Annotated in this window: 16 protein-coding genes and 2 riboswitches; of the genes, 7 read left to right on the top strand and 9 right to left on the bottom strand. The window is 38.0% G+C overall.

The window, feature by feature from the left end; translation table 11 throughout:
• Positions 1-257: 257 nt before the first annotated feature.
• The 3 genes from BAZO_RS17895 to BAZO_RS17885 are packed head-to-tail and all read right to left on the bottom strand — an operon-like array spanning position 258 to position 2,871.
• Positions 258-1,046 (bottom strand): CoA-transferase subunit beta, encoded by a 789-nt coding sequence (locus tag BAZO_RS17895; RefSeq protein ID WP_003332833.1) that lies wholly within the window; start codon positions 1,044-1,046, stop codon positions 258-260.
• Positions 1,043-2,071 carry a CoA transferase subunit A gene (locus BAZO_RS17890; protein ID WP_003332832.1) on the bottom strand — a complete coding sequence of 343 codons (1,029 nt, stop codon included), beginning with the start codon at positions 2,069-2,071 and terminating at the stop codon, positions 1,043-1,045. The genes BAZO_RS17895 and BAZO_RS17890 overlap by 4 nt, the downstream gene beginning before the upstream one ends.
• 26 nt (positions 2,072-2,097) lie before the next feature.
• Positions 2,098-2,871, bottom strand: coding sequence for an enoyl-CoA hydratase-related protein (locus BAZO_RS17885; RefSeq protein ID WP_003332831.1), 774 nt, complete (start codon positions 2,869-2,871; stop codon positions 2,098-2,100).
• Positions 2,872-3,015: 144 nt separating this feature from the next.
• A riboswitch (SAM riboswitch) is annotated at positions 3,016-3,129 on the bottom strand.
• 182 nt (positions 3,130-3,311) lie between these two features.
• Positions 3,312-3,423: riboswitch (SAM riboswitch) on the top strand.
• Positions 3,424-3,499: 76 nt separating this feature from the next.
• On the opposite strand from BAZO_RS17885, the gene BAZO_RS17880 reads away from it, so the two are divergent.
• From BAZO_RS17880 to BAZO_RS17860, 5 genes are all read left to right on the top strand, one after another.
• A complete protein-coding gene (locus BAZO_RS17880) occupies positions 3,500-4,597 on the top strand; it encodes an ABC transporter substrate-binding protein (RefSeq protein WP_003332830.1) in 1,098 nt (365 codons plus the stop codon).
• An 18-nt stretch (positions 4,598-4,615) separates the two neighbouring features.
• Positions 4,616-5,377 carry an ABC transporter ATP-binding protein gene (locus BAZO_RS17875; RefSeq protein ID WP_003332829.1) on the top strand — a complete coding sequence of 254 codons (762 nt, stop codon included), beginning with the start codon at positions 4,616-4,618 and terminating at the stop codon, positions 5,375-5,377.
• An 11-nt stretch (positions 5,378-5,388) separates the two neighbouring features.
• Positions 5,389-6,159 carry an ABC transporter permease gene (locus BAZO_RS17870; RefSeq protein ID WP_003332828.1) on the top strand — a complete coding sequence of 257 codons (771 nt, stop codon included), beginning with the start codon at positions 5,389-5,391 and terminating at the stop codon, positions 6,157-6,159.
• A gap of 104 nt (positions 6,160-6,263) precedes the next feature.
• A complete protein-coding gene (locus BAZO_RS17865; protein ID WP_003332827.1) occupies positions 6,264-7,010 on the top strand; it encodes a stalk domain-containing protein in 747 nt (248 codons plus the stop codon).
• Between the two features lie 101 nt (positions 7,011-7,111).
• A complete protein-coding gene (locus tag BAZO_RS17860; RefSeq protein WP_003332825.1) occupies positions 7,112-8,689 on the top strand; it encodes an S-layer homology domain-containing protein in 1,578 nt (525 codons plus the stop codon).
• Positions 8,690-8,740: 51 nt separating this feature from the next.
• Here the strand turns inward: BAZO_RS17860 and BAZO_RS17855 are convergent, their stop codons facing one another.
• The 3 genes from BAZO_RS17855 to BAZO_RS22505 all read right to left on the bottom strand — a co-directional run bounded on the left by BAZO_RS17855 (position 8,741) and on the right by BAZO_RS22505 (position 10,455).
• The gene (locus BAZO_RS17855) at positions 8,741-9,067 is read right to left on the bottom strand and encodes a hypothetical protein (protein ID WP_003332824.1); all 327 of its coding nucleotides are present in this window, start codon (positions 9,065-9,067) and stop codon (positions 8,741-8,743) included.
• Between the two features lie 136 nt (positions 9,068-9,203).
• Positions 9,204-10,121, bottom strand: a complete 918-nt coding sequence (locus BAZO_RS17850) for a DMT family transporter (RefSeq protein WP_039957709.1) — start codon at positions 10,119-10,121, stop codon at positions 9,204-9,206.
• Between the two features lie 193 nt (positions 10,122-10,314).
• Positions 10,315-10,455: a hypothetical protein gene (locus BAZO_RS22505; protein WP_157382174.1), complete on the bottom strand. Its 141-nt coding sequence runs from the start codon at positions 10,453-10,455 to the stop codon at positions 10,315-10,317.
• Between the two features lie 147 nt (positions 10,456-10,602).
• Here BAZO_RS22505 and BAZO_RS17845 point away from each other — a divergent pair, with 147 nt between their 5' ends.
• Complete coding sequence (locus BAZO_RS17845) at positions 10,603-11,592, top strand: potassium channel family protein (protein WP_003332822.1); 990 nt, start codon at positions 10,603-10,605, stop codon at positions 11,590-11,592.
• On the opposite strand, the gene BAZO_RS17840 is transcribed toward BAZO_RS17845, so the two are convergent.
• From BAZO_RS17840 to yugI, 3 genes are all read right to left on the bottom strand, one after another.
• Positions 11,572-12,933: a glucose-6-phosphate isomerase gene (locus tag BAZO_RS17840; RefSeq protein ID WP_003332821.1), complete on the bottom strand. Its 1,362-nt coding sequence runs from the start codon at positions 12,931-12,933 to the stop codon at positions 11,572-11,574. The two genes, BAZO_RS17845 and BAZO_RS17840, sit on opposite strands and share 21 nt — an antisense overlap.
• A gap of 21 nt (positions 12,934-12,954) precedes the next feature.
• Entirely contained in the window at positions 12,955-14,121 is a 1,167-nt protein-coding gene (locus BAZO_RS17835; RefSeq protein ID WP_003332820.1) for an iron-containing alcohol dehydrogenase, read from the bottom strand.
• A 141-nt stretch (positions 14,122-14,262) separates the two neighbouring features.
• The gene (gene yugI, locus BAZO_RS17830; RefSeq protein ID WP_003332819.1) at positions 14,263-14,691 is read right to left on the bottom strand and encodes a S1 domain-containing post-transcriptional regulator GSP13; all 429 of its coding nucleotides are present in this window, start codon (positions 14,689-14,691) and stop codon (positions 14,263-14,265) included.
• A 183-nt stretch (positions 14,692-14,874) separates the two neighbouring features.
• Between yugI and BAZO_RS17825 the strand changes: the two genes are divergently transcribed.
• A complete protein-coding gene (locus tag BAZO_RS17825; RefSeq protein WP_003332818.1) occupies positions 14,875-16,233 on the top strand; it encodes a sodium-dependent transporter in 1,359 nt (452 codons plus the stop codon).
• Positions 16,234-16,325 lie beyond the last annotated feature (92 nt).

Here is a 16,325-nt window from a genome sequence, read left to right as displayed (position 1 = left end):
TTTTGGTGAGGATAAAATCAAGTTATCTATATTCAAACAAGCGCGGTGCCCCTTTTGGTGAGGATAAAATCAAGTTATCTATATTCAAACAGGCGCGGTGTCCCTTTTGGTGAGGATAAATCCTAGTTATCAGTAATCAAACGAAGGAGCCATCATGTTGGGTTATGGATAAAACATGAATTTAACCAAAATTAAAGGAAGCCCAAACTATTTTACGTTTGGGCTTCCTTTTTATGTTTCAGTCGAAGCAACTCCAATTAGTTTTTCCCTAACACGATTCCTGTTGCATCTATTTTGTGTAGAATCTCAAGTTCCTCGCTAGTTGGCTCAGGAATATAGCTCCAGTTTGGATCGATTTCGATTTCAAAGCTGCTGTTTTCTTGAACATCTTCTAATGTAACGCCTTCGTATAAGTGAAGCAGCTTCATCCGTTTTGTTTCCTCTGAAAAACCGTAGACACCTAATTGCGTGATGACACGATATGGGCCAGTATTTTTCGGCAGTCCATGCTTCTCACGCTCACCCGGTCCTCGGAAGTAGCCTGGGCTTGTAAAGAAATCAAGCTTTTCAACGAATTTACGCTTATCCTGGAGCATTAAAATGATATTTCTCCAGCAAAATGAAGCGATATCTGCTCCTCCACCAGAACCAGGAAGACGTACTTTTGTGTCCTCCCATGTCCCGATTAATGTTGAATTTAAATTGCCGTAAGCGTCAATTTGGGCTCCACCTAAAAATCCATATTCAATGAAACCTGCTTGTGCTAAGCTCATCACATAATCCATTGAACCGACAATCGTACCATTTTCAAATGTCATTGATTCACTAACTTGAATAGGTAGACGTTGTGATGGCGTGCCGCCAATACCGCCACCTTCATAGACCGTTAATAATCCGGGAGCATGTGTTTTTTGAGCAAAAATACCTGCTAATAACGGCATCCCTGTCCCTACGAAGACACTTTTATCATCCTCTAAAGCTTTTGCGGCTGCAATAATCATTCTGTCAGCAGCAGTTGCTGTTTGTTTTGCTTGAGTTGTTGTCATTTTATTGCCCCCCTTGTAGATACGGTTGGATGTGGTAGTGTTCCATTTTCGATATTTTCAAGCTCGCGCAGTTTCCGAAGGCCGCCGACTTTTTCTAGGTATTCATAATGATCTTTAGTTGAGCGGATATATTGGTCTAAGTATTCCTGCACCCCTTCATCTGTTGCTGAAGCCTTCAACCATTCCATCCATTGATCTTCATCGAATGAATATTGGTATGGAACTTGGTTTGGATGGGATCCATACGGTACTTCAACTACTGCATCAACAACAAAGTATGGAATTTTTGTTAAATCAGGTCGTTTTTGAATTTCTTCGTCTGACACAATTTTTTCAGCTGTAATGATCACTTTTTTTGCTGCATGTGCTAGTTCCACGTCAAGCGTAATATTTCCGTCTATTTGGCAATTTCCATATTTGTCAGCACGGTGGACATGGATAATGGCTACATCAGGATAGCATGCAGGTAATAAGTTTATTTTTTCACCACTAAATGGGTCTTCAATTACTTTCGCCCCACTATAATGAAGAGTGTCAGTTCCAAGTGCTGTTCTTGATGGGAAGAATGGAATTCCTCTTGCAGCAGCTGAAAAACGCCATTGGAAGCCGGCATTTGTCATTTCGGACAGAATCTCCAAAGTTCCGTTCTTTACTGCTCGGCGTGATGCTGGGCAAAGGCCACGAATTTCATCCCCAAAGCCATAGGCAATTTCAGCTTTTGTTATTAACCCAGCTGCTGCCAACAGCTGCCAGTCATGCTGTGACCCCTTTGCCGCAACGGTTAAGTCACCGATATTTTGACGAATAATCTCATATACAGCAGCCATTGGGTTGCGGACCGAGCCCATGCCGCTAAATACAATATAATCCCCTTGATTAACCCTACGGCTTACTGCCTCTTTTAAAGTAACTCGTTTATCAATTTTCTTTGTTGATTTATTATTTCTGCGATATTCTCTTATTTCATCAGTAGATGCCCAGCCATATAAATATGGATTTTCAGTTTTTGCACTTGTAGTAGTCATCGTAACATTTCTCCCTTCGTTTTTTCTTAGCGGTCTGACCACTCTGCTGGTCTTTTTTCTAAAAATGCACGTATACCTTCTACTGCATCTGGTTTTTGGCTATTTTTCACCATCACATCAGAGCTGTATGTTAAGGCATCAAAATCGTTAGTGATTTGAAGCTGTGTATATAATTGTTTTTTACCAGCCTCTAAAACTGCCAAACTATGACGAGCAACGGAGTTTGCAAACTTCTCAGTTTCTTCATCTAACTTTTCAAGCGGTACCACTCTATTAATTAACCCATGAATCTTCGCTTCTTCTGCTGTGATGAAATCGCCTGTAAATAGAAGCTCCGCAGCCTTCTTGCGATCAAGGTTACGGCTTACGAAAACAGCCGGTGTATGACAGAATAGGCCAATTAATGTTCCAGGGGTTGCAAATAATGAATTATCACTTGCGATCGCTAGGTCAGATGCCGCTACCAATTGCGCACCCGCTGCTGTCGCAATAGCATGCACCTTTGAAATGACAACTTGTGGAATATTTCTGATCTTTTCCATTAAGGCTTGGCACTCTTCAAATAGATTTGCAACATCTTCAACTGGTGCACCGTCAATCTCACGAAGGTTATGGCCGGAGCTGAACACTTTTCCTTCTGCTTGGATAATAACAACATTTATTTTTCTTTCATTTGCAATTTCAGTTAACTTTGCATCCAGTTCTCTTATCAATTCAAGCGATAGCGCATTACGCTGCTTATCATTATCTAATGTAATGGTTCCAATTTTTCCATTTTCCTCATATTTAATTAAACTCATAGTAAATCCACCTTTCATATCTGTTTAGTTAGTTTAATATGTGTAAAACTGTTGCAATTTTTCCTTAATGGAAACTATGCCTATAAAACGAAAGTGGCCTTTCCTCAAGATAAGGAAAGACCACTACAACATTTATGAGTCCCTCACTTATCTTACTGCTGACGATTCATCAGTAGGAATTGGCACCTTCCATCTTATTAAAAGAATGGGGTTGCCGTGGTTTCATAGGGCCTTTCCCTCCACCACTCTGGATAAGTAAAAATTCAAATATTTTATTTTTTTAAAATTATGTCCTTAACTCTATCATTAACTTCAATGTTTGGCAACTGCTTTTTCAAAAAAATAAAATTTTAAAATTTCTAATAATCCTTATTGACAAAGTATACTTTCCTCCCGTACAATCACAATCATAACAAAAACAACCAAATATCGAAACGGATACCTTATCCAGAGAAGGGGAGAGACTGGCTCTATGATCCTTCAGCAACCTTGCAGCCATGCAAAAGGTGCTAACTCCAGTAACAAGTTGTATAACTTGTTAGAAGATAAGGAAGAGTCGATTTTTTGCCTCTTCCTTGGGAAGAGGTTTTTTAGTTTCAGAAAATAATCGAGAGGACGATCTATCATTATGAAAAAGAGATTAGTAGTTTTAGGTACAGCATTATCATTAACAATAGGATTAGCAGGATGTAACAGTGCAGAGAATACGGCTAATACAACACAGCCCCCAACAGAACAAGCAGAAAATAATAATCAAAGCCAAGAATTGATAGACTTTGCTATCGGTCACTTACCAACAACAGGGCATAGCTTGTATTATATCGCACAAGAAGAAGGTTATTTTAAAGAAGAAGGATTAAATGCTACATTTCATCCATTTTCAAATAGTGGAGAAGGAATCAATGCAGTAATAGCTGGAAAATTAGATGTCGGCACATTCGGGACTCCAGCGCCACTTACTTTTGAAGAGCAAGGTGCCGATATTGTGTTCCTAGGCGGTCAAATGGGAACTGGTGCAGGGGTCGTCTCAAAGCCTAACTTATTACATGAGCTTCAGGATATTAACAACTTTAAAGGAAAAAAGGTTGCTACTGTTAAGCTTGCTACTGGTGATGTTATTTTGCGTGGAGCATTATATGAAGCTGGAATTGATTATGAAAAAGATGTAACCATTATTGAAATGAACTCACCAGCCGATGTAATTATGGCAGTTAAAAAAGGGGAAGTGGATGCCGGTGTAGTATGGGCTCCATTTGTTGAAAAAGCAAAACAAGAAGGATTAGAGATTGTTAAGTATTCACAAGAGTATGCTGAAAATCATGTTTGCTGCCGCATTATTGCAGACGAAAAGAGATTTGACGAAAATCATGAAAAATATGTTAAATTTTTAAAAGCGATCATTAAAGCAGAAAGATTTGAAAAAGATGAAGCCAATAAACAAAAAGCAATCGAAGATATCAAAAAATATGTAGATGTTGATCTTGAAATTATTGAAAAAGATATTTACGGCGGCTACGTGGATCAAAGTGCCGACCCTAATAAAAAAGCGATTCTTTCAATGAGAGACACGATGGTTAATATCGGTTATTTAAAAGAAGAGAAAGATATTTCAGATCTTATTCATGTTGAAACTTACAAAGAAGCACTGGATCAGTTAATAGCAGCTGAACCAAATGATCCTTTCTATCAAGAGTTACTAGTACGTTTTCAAGAAAACAACCTATAGGATAAGGATGGGATAAAAGTGAGTACAATACTATTTGAAGATATTAATGTCAAATACGACAAAACAGAACAATATGCTTTAAAAAACTTAAACCTTACTATCCAAGCGGGTCAAATTGTTTCATTAATTGGCCCGTCTGGATGCGGTAAATCTACAACTCTTAATTTAGCATCTGGCTTATTAACTCCAACTTCAGGTGCGGTAAAAATTAATGATAGCGAGATTACAGGGCCTGGTCTTGACCGTGGAGTAGTATTCCAAAACTACTCCCTATTCCCTTGGATGACGGTGCTCGAAAATATTACCTTTGCCCTAAAACAAAAGTCGAAAGAACCAAAAGAAGTAATTACAAAAAAAGCGATTCAAATTCTTGAAAAAGTCGGTTTAGATGAAAAAGCGCAAAAATCTTTTCCATCTGCGCTTTCCGGCGGAATGCAACAACGGGTTGCCATCGCTCGGATGTTTATCCTTGATGCCCCAGTATTTTTAATGGATGAACCATTTAGTGCCGTTGATGAAATCACAAGAAATCAGCTTCAAGACCTGCTATTAAACCTTTGGGAAGAAGGGGAAACAAAGAAAACCGTCCTCGTTGTCACCCACAATATAGATGAAGCTATTTTTCTATCGGACCGGGTTGTAGTTCTTCATGACGGTCAAATCCAAGAGGATCTTGCCATCCCTTTTAAACGACCAAGAAACAGATTCAATATCGATCAAGAGGAAGAATATACGAAGATTCGCCGCGAACTATTAAAAGCTATTTCCGGAGAATACTAGGAGGCATTAAGATGAAAAATTTACTTGTTGGCAATGAAAAGAGAAAAGCTACGACTGATATTATAATCATTATTGGGGTACTATTACTTGCTTGGCAGCTTTTAACCCAACAGCTGGGACTTTTGTCGAATTTCCTTTATCCATCCCCGCAATCAGTACTAGGTCAATTTAAAGCCGATGGGGCAGAACTGCTTGCTCACTTGGTGGCATCCGTTAAACTATTAGCCAGTGGAATGATTTTAGCCATTGTTTTAGGAGTTCCATTAGGGGTTTTTACAGCATCAAATAAACGGCTTGAATTCGTAATTAGACCAATTGCCAGCGTTTTATCTCCGATCCCGCCAATCGTATGGATACCATATGCAATTGCGATCCTTCCTTCGTTTCAAGCGTCATCAACTTTTGTCATCTTTATCGGTGCTTTTTGGCCTATTTTTCTTAATACATTAAATGGTGTTACCAATATTGATTCAAGATACATTAAATCTGCACAAACCCTTGGATTAAATCAATATACAATGACTACTAAAATTATTATTCCGGCAGCATTGCCTTCGATTTTCTCAGGAGTACAGGTCGGTTTAGTATTATCGTTTATTTTGTTAACAGCCGCAGAAATGATTGGGTCCTCAGCCGGCATCGGTTTTTATGTAAAGTTAGCAACAGATTACGGTAATTATACAAAAGTAATTACTGGTATTATCTTCATTGGCCTCATCGTAACTGTGATCATGACATTGTTTCACAAACTTGAAAAACATTTGCTCCGCTGGAGAAGTTAAGGAAGGACTGTCATTATGCCCTGCATGTGACAGTCCTTTTTATTTTTAAAGGATATTTAAAATTAGTATAGAAATAATATAGTAGAATAGGAGGCGTATATCTTATGGGACGTAAATCATATTTAAAAGGGTTGGCAACGGGCATTGTCGGGACTACACTTTTCATAACAACGATATCTACTGTGGATGCTTTTGAACCATACTATAAAAATGTTAAAGCGTTTATTTCTTCTATCAATATTGTTTTGGATGGGAAACCTATTTATCTAAAGACTGATCCGCTGTTAATCGACGGAACGACCTATTTACCGCTAAGGGATATAGGGGAAGCATTTGGAAAACAAGTAACATGGGATGGAGTAAACAACACGATTATGATCGGACAGACCGAAAAAAGCCATCGACCTTCAACGGGAATCTACCAACTAGATCCGATATATGGTGAAACGTACATGTTTGTCGGTTATGGCGGCAAAGACTATCTCGAGCCCGAGGAAGACGGCGGAAAAATAACGTTGTTAAAACAACAATTTAGCACAATCAATTCTATCGCCTTTCTTGACGGCAGTTCTGTTGCCTATCATCTATATGACAATAAATTCAAATCTATTAAGGGGCTAGTTGGTGTAGACGACTCCAACCCTGGTTATTCAGAAAAAGGCATTATTAAGTTCTATGGTGATAACAAAGAGCTTGCGACGATTACGACCGGAACAAAGCGGGATGAGCCAATCTCGTTTGAGGTTGATATTACAGGTGTTGAAAAACTAGAAATTAAAAATATCAAAGCGAGCGGCACCGCTTCAAGAGTAGCACTAGTAGATGTCGTTTTAGAAGCCGTTCAAGAGTAAAGGATATTCCTTTACTCTTTTTTCTTTAAAATGAAGAAATAGTTTCCATTATATATTAAAATAACCATAGGGCATATTTAGAGAGGGGAGATATCGCAACTATGATTAAAAAATTAATTCTATTACTTTCTTTAACTCTGCTTCTATTACCTGCCACTACTGGTAATGCAGAGCATGTATATAATGATGAAAACGGGTATCATTATTATTTTGATTCATCTAGCGGATTTTATATTCGTTTAGATAATCCCAGGACAAATAACATAAGTACAAACATGATTGATGAATTAACCTTTACTGTCCTATGGTATAACAAGGATAATTCGAAACCGAACTTCGGGTATAATGGTATCCCCTACGGTGTTTTTGATGTTGATACAAAAGTCAGCCATTCAAGAATTACGAAAAAGTCTTACGAACATGTTTATACGATTCACGATATTGATACCAAACTTACAAAAACACAAACAGGCTATAAGATACCAATCGAAATAAAGAATCGTGATTCTAAAGACTCTTCCTACAGTAATTTTAAAGGTGAAAGTGGCAAAATCGACATTGAATTAAACTATTATCATGTTGATCATTCCCAGGCCAAATTTTATACAGACTTTATTGGTGGAAAAGATATAAAAATGTTTGGGGATAAGTTAATTCTTCGTTTCCCTGTAGGCACTTATATCTCTGATAATGTCAAAGCTGAATCTAGTTCTTTTAAACATATTCTCTTAGACCAAAGATTTGTCGTTAATGTTCGCGAAAAGCCGCAGCCATCTGATGATTATGTGTTTTTAAGTCAGCAATTCATCATTGACGATTCGAATGGAAGTCTGATTGCAAAGCCAAGTACATGGGGGGACATTACGCTTGCCTACGAAGGGGCTGTGCCTAAAGCAATGGAAGGCTATAACCTAGCTGTTTTAAAAAACAATTATGGTAAATGGATTCCGATCGGCGGGGTTGTTAATAGTCAAAATAAAACGGTAACAGCAGTCTTCGATGATTTTGGAACGTATGCTATCGGTCTAGTGTACAAAGACTACGGTCTTAAAAACCATTGGGCTAAAAAGGAAGTACTCGGACTTGCTTATAAAGGTGTGATTCAACCGGAAATAAACACGAAGGATAAAGAGTTATTAACAAGTTTAGATAAGCCAATTGACCGCCTCAACTATACGGTGCTTCTTTCAAAAGCACTTGGATTCCAACCGCTAGATTACACTGGCGTCTTCTCCGATATAAAAGAAATTGACTATAGCCAAGATGAACTTGGGTATTTAATGGCAGGTGTAATGAATGGACTTGTTTTTGGGAAGGAGTCCAATATTCCTGGATATATGGTCATGGAGCCAAAGAACACGTTAACCCGTGAAGAAGCTGTTGCATTTTTAGCTAGGGCAATCAGCCTAAATGGTGCTGAACAAGAGGCCTCAAAGTCTAAATTTACGAAAAAGAAAAAATCAACAAAAGATGCGCCTGAAGATCCAAAAGCCGAACTCAAAAAGACATATAAGGATGCAAACAAGATTTCCGATTGGGCAGCACCGGCAGTATTACAAGCTACAAACGAAAAATTGATCACGCCTACTAGCGGAAACTTTAACCCTAAAGGCAAATTGACAAAAGCGGAAGCAATGTCAATGATCTATAAATTAATGGAATCGAAAAAACTGAAATAGCTACTAAATACAAAAGAAGGGACTAGTCCAATTTGTGACTGTCCCTCCTTGTTACTTTTCCTTCAATAATTCAATTTCTTCTTCTACTTTCGCTATTCTTAAGAGCTGCGTATCCAATCGTTTGTTTAATTTACCGACAAAGTCAGCGGATGTTTCAATTACATCCACTCCATTTCCATGAAGACATTTACTTTCCTCAATGCGTTCCAATATTTCTTTTATATCCGTTAAATCTATTTGGTTCACACTTACATAATGTTCGATGCTATCCATCTTTTCTATTCTTGCCAGCCTGGATTCAATTGTTTGCAATTTGCTCATTATATTTGAATTCATTTGATTTAGTAATTTTAAAATTTCGTTTATTGTTTGTTCCATGGTTTACCCCTCCGATGTTAAACATAGCCCTAAGATAATTATTTACTTCACTTCAAAAATTATCCTTACCATCCTTCGAAACTAGTTAAGTATTCTATATTAAAGTTATACAAATTCACGAAAAAAAAGAGTGACATTAGTCACTATTTATTTGAATCTTTTGTGAAGATAAGCTATGAAGGATCATTCCAAGGACGATAAGACCAAGTCCTACAAGGGCGATAGCACCTGGGACTGCAGCACCTAATAATAGCATTTCGCCAATGATGGCAAAGATAATTTCACCGGATTGCGTCGCCTCAACGGCAGCGAGCAGGCGAGAGCTCTTGCGGGCTAGATCTGTCGCATAAAAAAACAGCACCGTAGCAATGAGCCCTGAAAAAATCGCTACAATAAACGACTGGAAAAGCTGGTTATTAGAGGGAGCTCCATGGATAAACAACCCTATTGTTGACAATACAAACCAAAAAGGAAGGCTGGCAATCGTCATCCCCAATACTCTCTGAAAGGTATCCAATCTGCCATCACACACTTCCATCATTTTCCTATTACCGAGCGGATACGCAAATGCGGCTATGATGACAGGCAAGATACTTAAAAGTGTGGAGCTTAATTCGACCTGTGTGGCTTGCTGTGCTTGAATAATAATAACACCAATTAAAATAAGGGAAGAAAACTTCAGCTCTTTAACTGGTATTTTTTCTTTTTGAAGAAAAGGAACAAGTAAAGACCCGGCTATGATCGTTGTCTGCCATGTACCAGCAACAAGCCAGCCGGGACCAAAGGCCGCTGCATATGTAATTGGTGTATAAAACAAACCAAAGCCAATTGTACTCCAAAGCAGCCATTCAAATGGCTTTTTCTTCATTTCCTCAAACATAGGCTTCATATTTCCCCTTATTCCAACAATTAAGAGTAAAAATGGGATCATGAATATGTATCGTAAAGATGCGCTCCAAATCCAGCTTCCCCCACTCAAATCCATGGATCTGTTCAAAATAAAAGTTGAGGCAAAAAAGAATGAGGCTATAATTCCAATCAATATTGCTTTCAATAAAAAATCCCCCAATAAAAATTATAAAAAGGTATAATGTTTTTTGAATATTTTAAATATACATCACTCACTGCTATTATAGAAGCAAAAAAATCGCCTGTTTCTTTTTAAAAAAGTAACAGACGATTTTATGATTTAGACAAAAGTACGTATATCATGCACACATTGACATCACTTTTCATTCTTCCACTCCTTAATGGGCTTCATTTATCATCATTTCAAGTTGCTCATACGTTAACCATTCGATAAATTTTTTAAAATCAATGATTCGATCAATCCCATGCTTTTCACAATTCCTAATATAGTTCGAATATGCCATTTCATACTTTTCCACTTTATTTCTCTCCTCTTTATATTGTATTATAACAGATATCAACTGTTGTATTTTATTATATAACACATCTCGAATGCTAGTCAATATAAATTTTCAATAATTTGTTAATAATAGGAATAAGATAGGTTTTAAAGGAGTGTTCCGATTTTGCGCGGTTTTTTTGATAGATTTAGGCAAATGAATATTATTTTACGGTTATTTCTAATTATTAGCATAGTCTTTATTGCTTTTGGGGTGTCCATCCATTTTATTGAGCCTGAAAACTTCCCGACTATTTTCGATGGAATATGGTGGGTTGTTGTTACGACCGCTACAGTTGGCTATGGTGATTATGTTCCAGAAACTGTTATTGGCAGGTCTGTTGGCATCGTTATGATTTTAATAGGGGCTTCCCTTGTTACTTTTTATATGGTAACAGTAGCAACCTCTATCTTTAAGACGCTCGATGCTTTGCATGAAGGAAGTGCTGCTTATAAAGGAAAGGAGCATATGATTATTGTTGGCTGGAATGAGCGATCGAAAAATACGATTCAACACCTCCACTTCATCAATCCAACTTTACATATTGTCTTAATTGATGATTCATTGACAGAGAATCCTTTAGCTGATCGGAACGTGTATTTTGTAAAAGGAAATACTACAAAGGATGAAACTTTAAAACGGGCCAATATTGAAAAGGCAGGAACTGTCCTTATCACTGCTGATCAAAATATGAATGAGCATGAAGCTGATATGCAGTCCATCCTAACACTACTGGCCATAAAGGGACTTAATCCAATGATATATTGCCTAGTTGAAATTTTAACACATGAACAGGTAAACAACGCGCGTCGCGCTGGTGCAGATGAACTCATTGAAACATACCTTGTGTCAAGCTATATTATGGTCACAAGTATTCATTCACATGGATTATCTACCCCTATTCTTTCTTTATTAAATCTTACAAAAGAACGACGATTGGCTTTAGTAACCCCAACAGAAGAATTCCGCGATAAAACATTTTCACGTGGAGTTGAATTATTATTAAAAGAGGGATTCCTGTTGATTGGGATAAAAAAAAGAGAAGAGTTTTTAATTTACCCTTCCCCTTCGATTACAATTGATATGAATGACGAATTATTGGTTATTGTTCATTAAACGCTTTTCTAATTCTTCTTTTTCCTTTTCAAAGCCTGGTTTTCCTAGAAGAGCAAACATATTTTTCTTATAGGCTTCCACTCCAGGCTGATCAAACGGATTCACGCCTAATAGATAGCCGCTCATGGCACATGCCTTTTCAAAGAAGTAGACAAGATATCCAAAAGTAAATGCATTGATCTCCGGCACCGTAATAATTAGATTGGGCACATTTCCATCCGTATGTGCTAAAAGTGTGCCTTGGAACGCCTTTTGATTGACGAAATCCATGCTTTTACCGGCGAGGTAATTTAGTCCATCCAAGTCCCTTGCCGCTTGTTCTATTTCGATTTGTTGCCGTGACTTTTCTATGTATAGTACTGTTTCAAATAAATCTCTGCGGCCTTCCTGCACATATTGTCCTAATGAATGAAGGTCGGTAGAGAAATTGGCTGATGCTGGAAAAATCCCTTTTTGATCTTTTCCTTCACTTTCTCCAAACAACTGCTTCCACCATTCTGAAAAATATTGAAGACTAGGCTCATAATTAACGAGCATTTCAATGGTTTTCCCTTTTTGGTATAAAATATTTCGAATGGCAGCGTATTGATAGCTGGGGTTTTCTGCAAGTTCAGATTTACTTAAATCCTCCCTTGCCGCACGGGCCCCCATCATCATCTGTTCAATATCAACACCACTCACTGCAATTGGCAGTAACCCTACCGCTGTTAAAACAGAATAACGGCCGCCAATATCGTCCGGAACGACAAATGTTTCGTAGCCTTCCTCATCCGCCAAAGTTTTTAGTGCACCTTTTTCCTTATCCGTTGTTGCATAAATGCGTTTCCTCGCCTCTTCTACGCCATATTTTTCTTCTATATACTTTTTAAAAATTCTAAAGGCGATCGCCGGTTCAGTTGTGGTCCCCGATTTAGAGATTACATTGATCGATACATCTTTTCCATCCAATAAATCCAGCAAATCCTGAACATAGGTTGAACTAATATGATTTCCAACAAAATAAATTTGCGGTGTTTGTCGTTTATCCTTGGGGAGTTCATTATAAAATGAATGGGTAAGCATTTGTAATGCCGCTCTTGCTCCTAAATAGGAACCCCCAATGCCGATGACTAGTAAAACATCTGTATTATTTTTAATCCTTTCAGCGGCTGTTTGGATCCGGGAAAATTCCTCTTTATCATAATGGATCGGCAAATCGATCCAGCCAAGAAAATCGTTGCCCTGGCCAGTCTTTTCATGAAGTGAATGATGGGCGTTTTTTACAAAGTCTCTTACATAATCAAGCTCATGCTTATTAAAGAAAGGCAATGCTTTCGAATAATCAAAATTCACTTTACTCATTGACGTTCCCCCAGTTATCATTTATAAAGACATTTTTAAGATAGCAAGAGTATCCTCCCTATTCAATTTTTTGTAAATCCCGTATTCCCCACGTGCCATTGCTTTATCTGCCATTACATCCAATTTAGAATCATCAATACCATAATGAGCTAAGCTTTCTGGAGCACCAATTGAAGTCCAAAAAACTCGTAGTTTTTCAATTCCTTCAATCGCAATTTCGCGATCCTCCTTGCCTGTCGGATTGACATTAAAGACGCGAATAGCCAGCTGTTTAAACTTTTTCACATTTTCATCCAAAACATGGAGCATCCAGTTTGGGTGGAGAATCGCCAACCCGCCGCCATGCGGTATATCATAAACAGCGGAGACAGCATGCTCAATATTATGGGTTGCCCAATCCCCACGTGCTCCCATCGCAAGTATGCCGTTTAGGGCAATTGTACCCGAGTATAAAATCGTCTCACGTAAATCTAAATTTTCAAGGTCTTTTACGAGCTTTGGTGCTGTTTCAATCACTGTCTTTAATACCGCTTCACACATCCGGTCTTGAAGCAGTGTATTAGGAGTCTGGTGAAAATACTGCTCAAACACATGCGACATCATGTCGACAATACCATAAATGGTTTGATCTTTTGGTACCGTGACTGTATTTTCGGGCTCTAGGACGGAAAACTTTGGAAAAGTGAATGGATTCAGCGACCATCCGTATTTTTCTTGTGTTTCCCAATTTGTAATGACAGAGCTTGGGTTCATTTCTGAGCCTGTAGCAGCTATTGTCAAAACCACTCCAAAAGGCAGAGCATCTGCGGTTGTATTTTTACGGGTAATAATATCCCAAACATCGCCATCATACTTAGCACCGACAGCGATGGCTTTCGTGCAATCAATAACACTGCCGCCACCGACAGCTAGAATGAACTCAATGTTTTCTTGCTTGCATATTGCAATTCCCTTATGTACTGTTGATAGTCTCGGATTCGGTTCAACTCCTGAAAGCTCAAATATGTCAGCATTCATTTCTGTTAGCAACTGTGTAATTTTGTTATAAAGACCGTTTTTCTTGATGCTGCCTCCACCATAAACAAGTAATATTTTCGTTCCATACTTTACTATTTCGGTTTTCAAGCGGATTAGTTGATCCCTACCGAAGATTAATTTAGTTGGATTATGATACACGAAATTTTGCATAGAGTACTCTCCCTTCGAAAATCACCCAATGGTAATATTATACGCTATTTCCAATGGATGTTAAAACCTGAACCCATCTTCAATATGTAAAACAAAAGAGGCATCCAATATTGATATTGAATACCTCTTTTTAATGACCCTTTACTTTTTTAATAATTTTTCACGGTCTGATGATTGTTTGATCCAATCTTCAAGCTTATCCTTCAAGGTATTAAAGCCTGAAGCATTAGTAGCATCAAGTTGCATTTGTTGCTGTTCTTTGTTAACCTGCGGACGTGGCTTTCTTTCTTTTTTCGGACGAGCTGGTGCTTCCGTTACTTCAGGTGCCTCCTGAGTAGCTTTAATAGAAAGACTTATTTTACCTGCTTCTTCATCAACAGATAAAACCTTTACTTTCACCTCATCTCCTACGGCTAAATGTTCACTAACGTCCTTAACATAGCCATGGGTAATTTCCGAAATATGAACTAAACCTTGTGTATTCTCATCAAGGGCAACAAACGCTCCATAAGGTTGAATACCTGTTACTTTTCCTGTTAATTCACGTCCAACTTCATACTTTTCTGACATGGAAACACTCCTAATTTATACATTTTTTCTGCGCATTAAAGAAGTATATCATAAACGGCCTATATAATCAAAAACAATGCTATTTACACTATTATCTTATACAAAGAAAATAATTTTATTTACCTTTCATTATTCGACATTTTCCACTATTATAGTAAAAGCGAAAAGGAGATGAAAAACTTCATGGAAAAACCAAACCACGAACAATGGTCTTCTAAAATAGGTTTTATATTAGCGGCTGCCGGTTCTGCGATTGGACTCGGAGCGATTTGGAAATTCCCTTATATGGCCGGTACGAATGGCGGAGGTGTGTTCTTTTTAATTTTTATTTTATTTACTATATTTTTCGGTGCACCGATGTTATTCGCAGAATTTATTATTGGAAGAAGAACTCAGAAGGACGCGATTACAGCTTATAAAAAGCTATCTCCGAATACGCCTTGGCATCTAGTTGGGGTGATCGGGGTCATTTCCTCATTTGTCTTATTATCGTTCTATAGTGTTGTTGGCGGATGGATCCTTTCTTATATGGTTAGAAGCCTAACTGGTGATTTGAGTGGATTATCAAATGAGCAGTATGGTAATTTGTTCAGCCAAATTATTTCAAACCCATGGGAAGTAACGATTACACAGCTTATTTTCCTTATTATGACGATCGCCGTCGTTCAGGGTGGAATCCAAAATGGAATTGAAAAAGCAAATAAATATATGATGCCCTCTTTATTTATCCTTTTCATCATATTAGTGATTCGGTCCGTTACGCTAGAAGGTGGAATGGAAGGTATTAAATTTTTTCTAATGCCAGACATGCATGAAATTACTTCTAAAACATTCATTATGGCTCTTGGCCAATCCTTCTTTGCGTTAAGTGTCGGGCTCTCTGTTATGGTCACCTACGGGTCTTATCTTTCAAAGACTGAAAGCCTACCACGCTCTGTAACATCCATTGTCAGCTTGAATATTTTTATTTCTTTACTAGCCGGACTTGCTATTTTCCCTGCTGTTTTTGCACTTGGCTTTGAGCCGGACAGCGGCCCTTCGTTAGTCTTTATTATTTTCCCTGCTGTTTTCGAGCATATAGCCTATGGAAGTGTTTTCTTTGCGATCTTTATGATTTTACTTTTATTTGCAACATTAACTTCAGCCTTTTCAATTTTGGAAATTATTGTTGCCACCATTGCTAAAGATGATGTTGGAAAGCGTAAAAAGGTAGCCTGGATATCAGGAATTTTGGTATTTTTATTAGGAATCCCAGCAGCCCTGTCCAATGGCATTCTTGCGGACTTTAAACCTTTATTCAATAAAACCATTTTTGACCTGTCCGATTATTTTGTAAGCAACATTGCCCTTCCAACCGGCTGCCTATTAATAGCCCTTTTTGTTGGCTTAAAAATACCGAAAGCGGTTCTGAAGGAAGAACTGCTGCGATCATCAAGCGCAAGTACAAAGCTATTTACTGTATGGTATTGGTCGATTCGGTATTTGGTGCCAATTGGCATCGTAATTGTGTTCCTGCATGCGCTGGGGATTATTCAAGTGTAAAAACAGCCTGGGATGTATTTCCCAGGCTGTTTTATTATAAGTAATGAAAGCGTGTTGTGCATCATTGTCTAGCTCCAGCGCCTATCGCCGTA

This window comes from Schinkia azotoformans LMG 9581, from assembly GCF_000307855.1.
Taxonomy (GTDB): Bacteria; Bacillota; Bacilli; order Bacillales; family Bacillaceae_J; genus Schinkia; species Schinkia azotoformans.
The sequence above is the reverse complement of the archived record's forward strand: the minus strand, read 5'-3'. Positions and strand labels throughout refer to the sequence as shown.

Excerpts from the sequence above, each read along its gene's own strand:
- BAZO_RS17860 (WP_003332825.1), top strand. The coding sequence starts at position 7,112 with ATGATTAAAAAATTAATTCTATTACTTTCTTTAACTCTGCTTCTATTA.
- BAZO_RS17880 (WP_003332830.1), top strand. The coding sequence starts at position 3,500 with ATGAAAAAGAGATTAGTAGTTTTAGGTACAGCATTATCATTAACAATA.
- BAZO_RS17825 (WP_003332818.1), top strand. The coding sequence starts at position 14,875 with ATGGAAAAACCAAACCACGAACAATGGTCTTCTAAAATAGGTTTTATA.
- BAZO_RS17870 (WP_003332828.1), top strand. The coding sequence starts at position 5,389 with ATGAAAAATTTACTTGTTGGCAATGAAAAGAGAAAAGCTACGACTGAT.
- BAZO_RS17855 (WP_003332824.1), bottom strand. The coding sequence starts at position 9,067 with ATGGAACAAACAATAAACGAAATTTTAAAATTACTAAATCAAATGAAT.
- BAZO_RS17835 (WP_003332820.1), bottom strand. The coding sequence starts at position 14,121 with ATGCAAAATTTCGTGTATCATAATCCAACTAAATTAATCTTCGGTAGG.
- BAZO_RS17890 (WP_003332832.1), bottom strand. The coding sequence starts at position 2,071 with ATGACTACTACAAGTGCAAAAACTGAAAATCCATATTTATATGGCTGG.
- BAZO_RS17895 (WP_003332833.1), bottom strand. The coding sequence starts at position 1,046 with ATGACAACAACTCAAGCAAAACAAACAGCAACTGCTGCTGACAGAATG.
- yugI (WP_003332819.1), bottom strand. The coding sequence starts at position 14,691 with ATGTCAGAAAAGTATGAAGTTGGACGTGAATTAACAGGAAAAGTAACA.
- BAZO_RS17885 (WP_003332831.1), bottom strand. The coding sequence starts at position 2,871 with ATGAGTTTAATTAAATATGAGGAAAATGGAAAAATTGGAACCATTACA.
- BAZO_RS17865 (WP_003332827.1), top strand. The coding sequence starts at position 6,264 with ATGGGACGTAAATCATATTTAAAAGGGTTGGCAACGGGCATTGTCGGG.
- BAZO_RS17840 (WP_003332821.1), bottom strand. The coding sequence starts at position 12,933 with ATGAGTAAAGTGAATTTTGATTATTCGAAAGCATTGCCTTTCTTTAAT.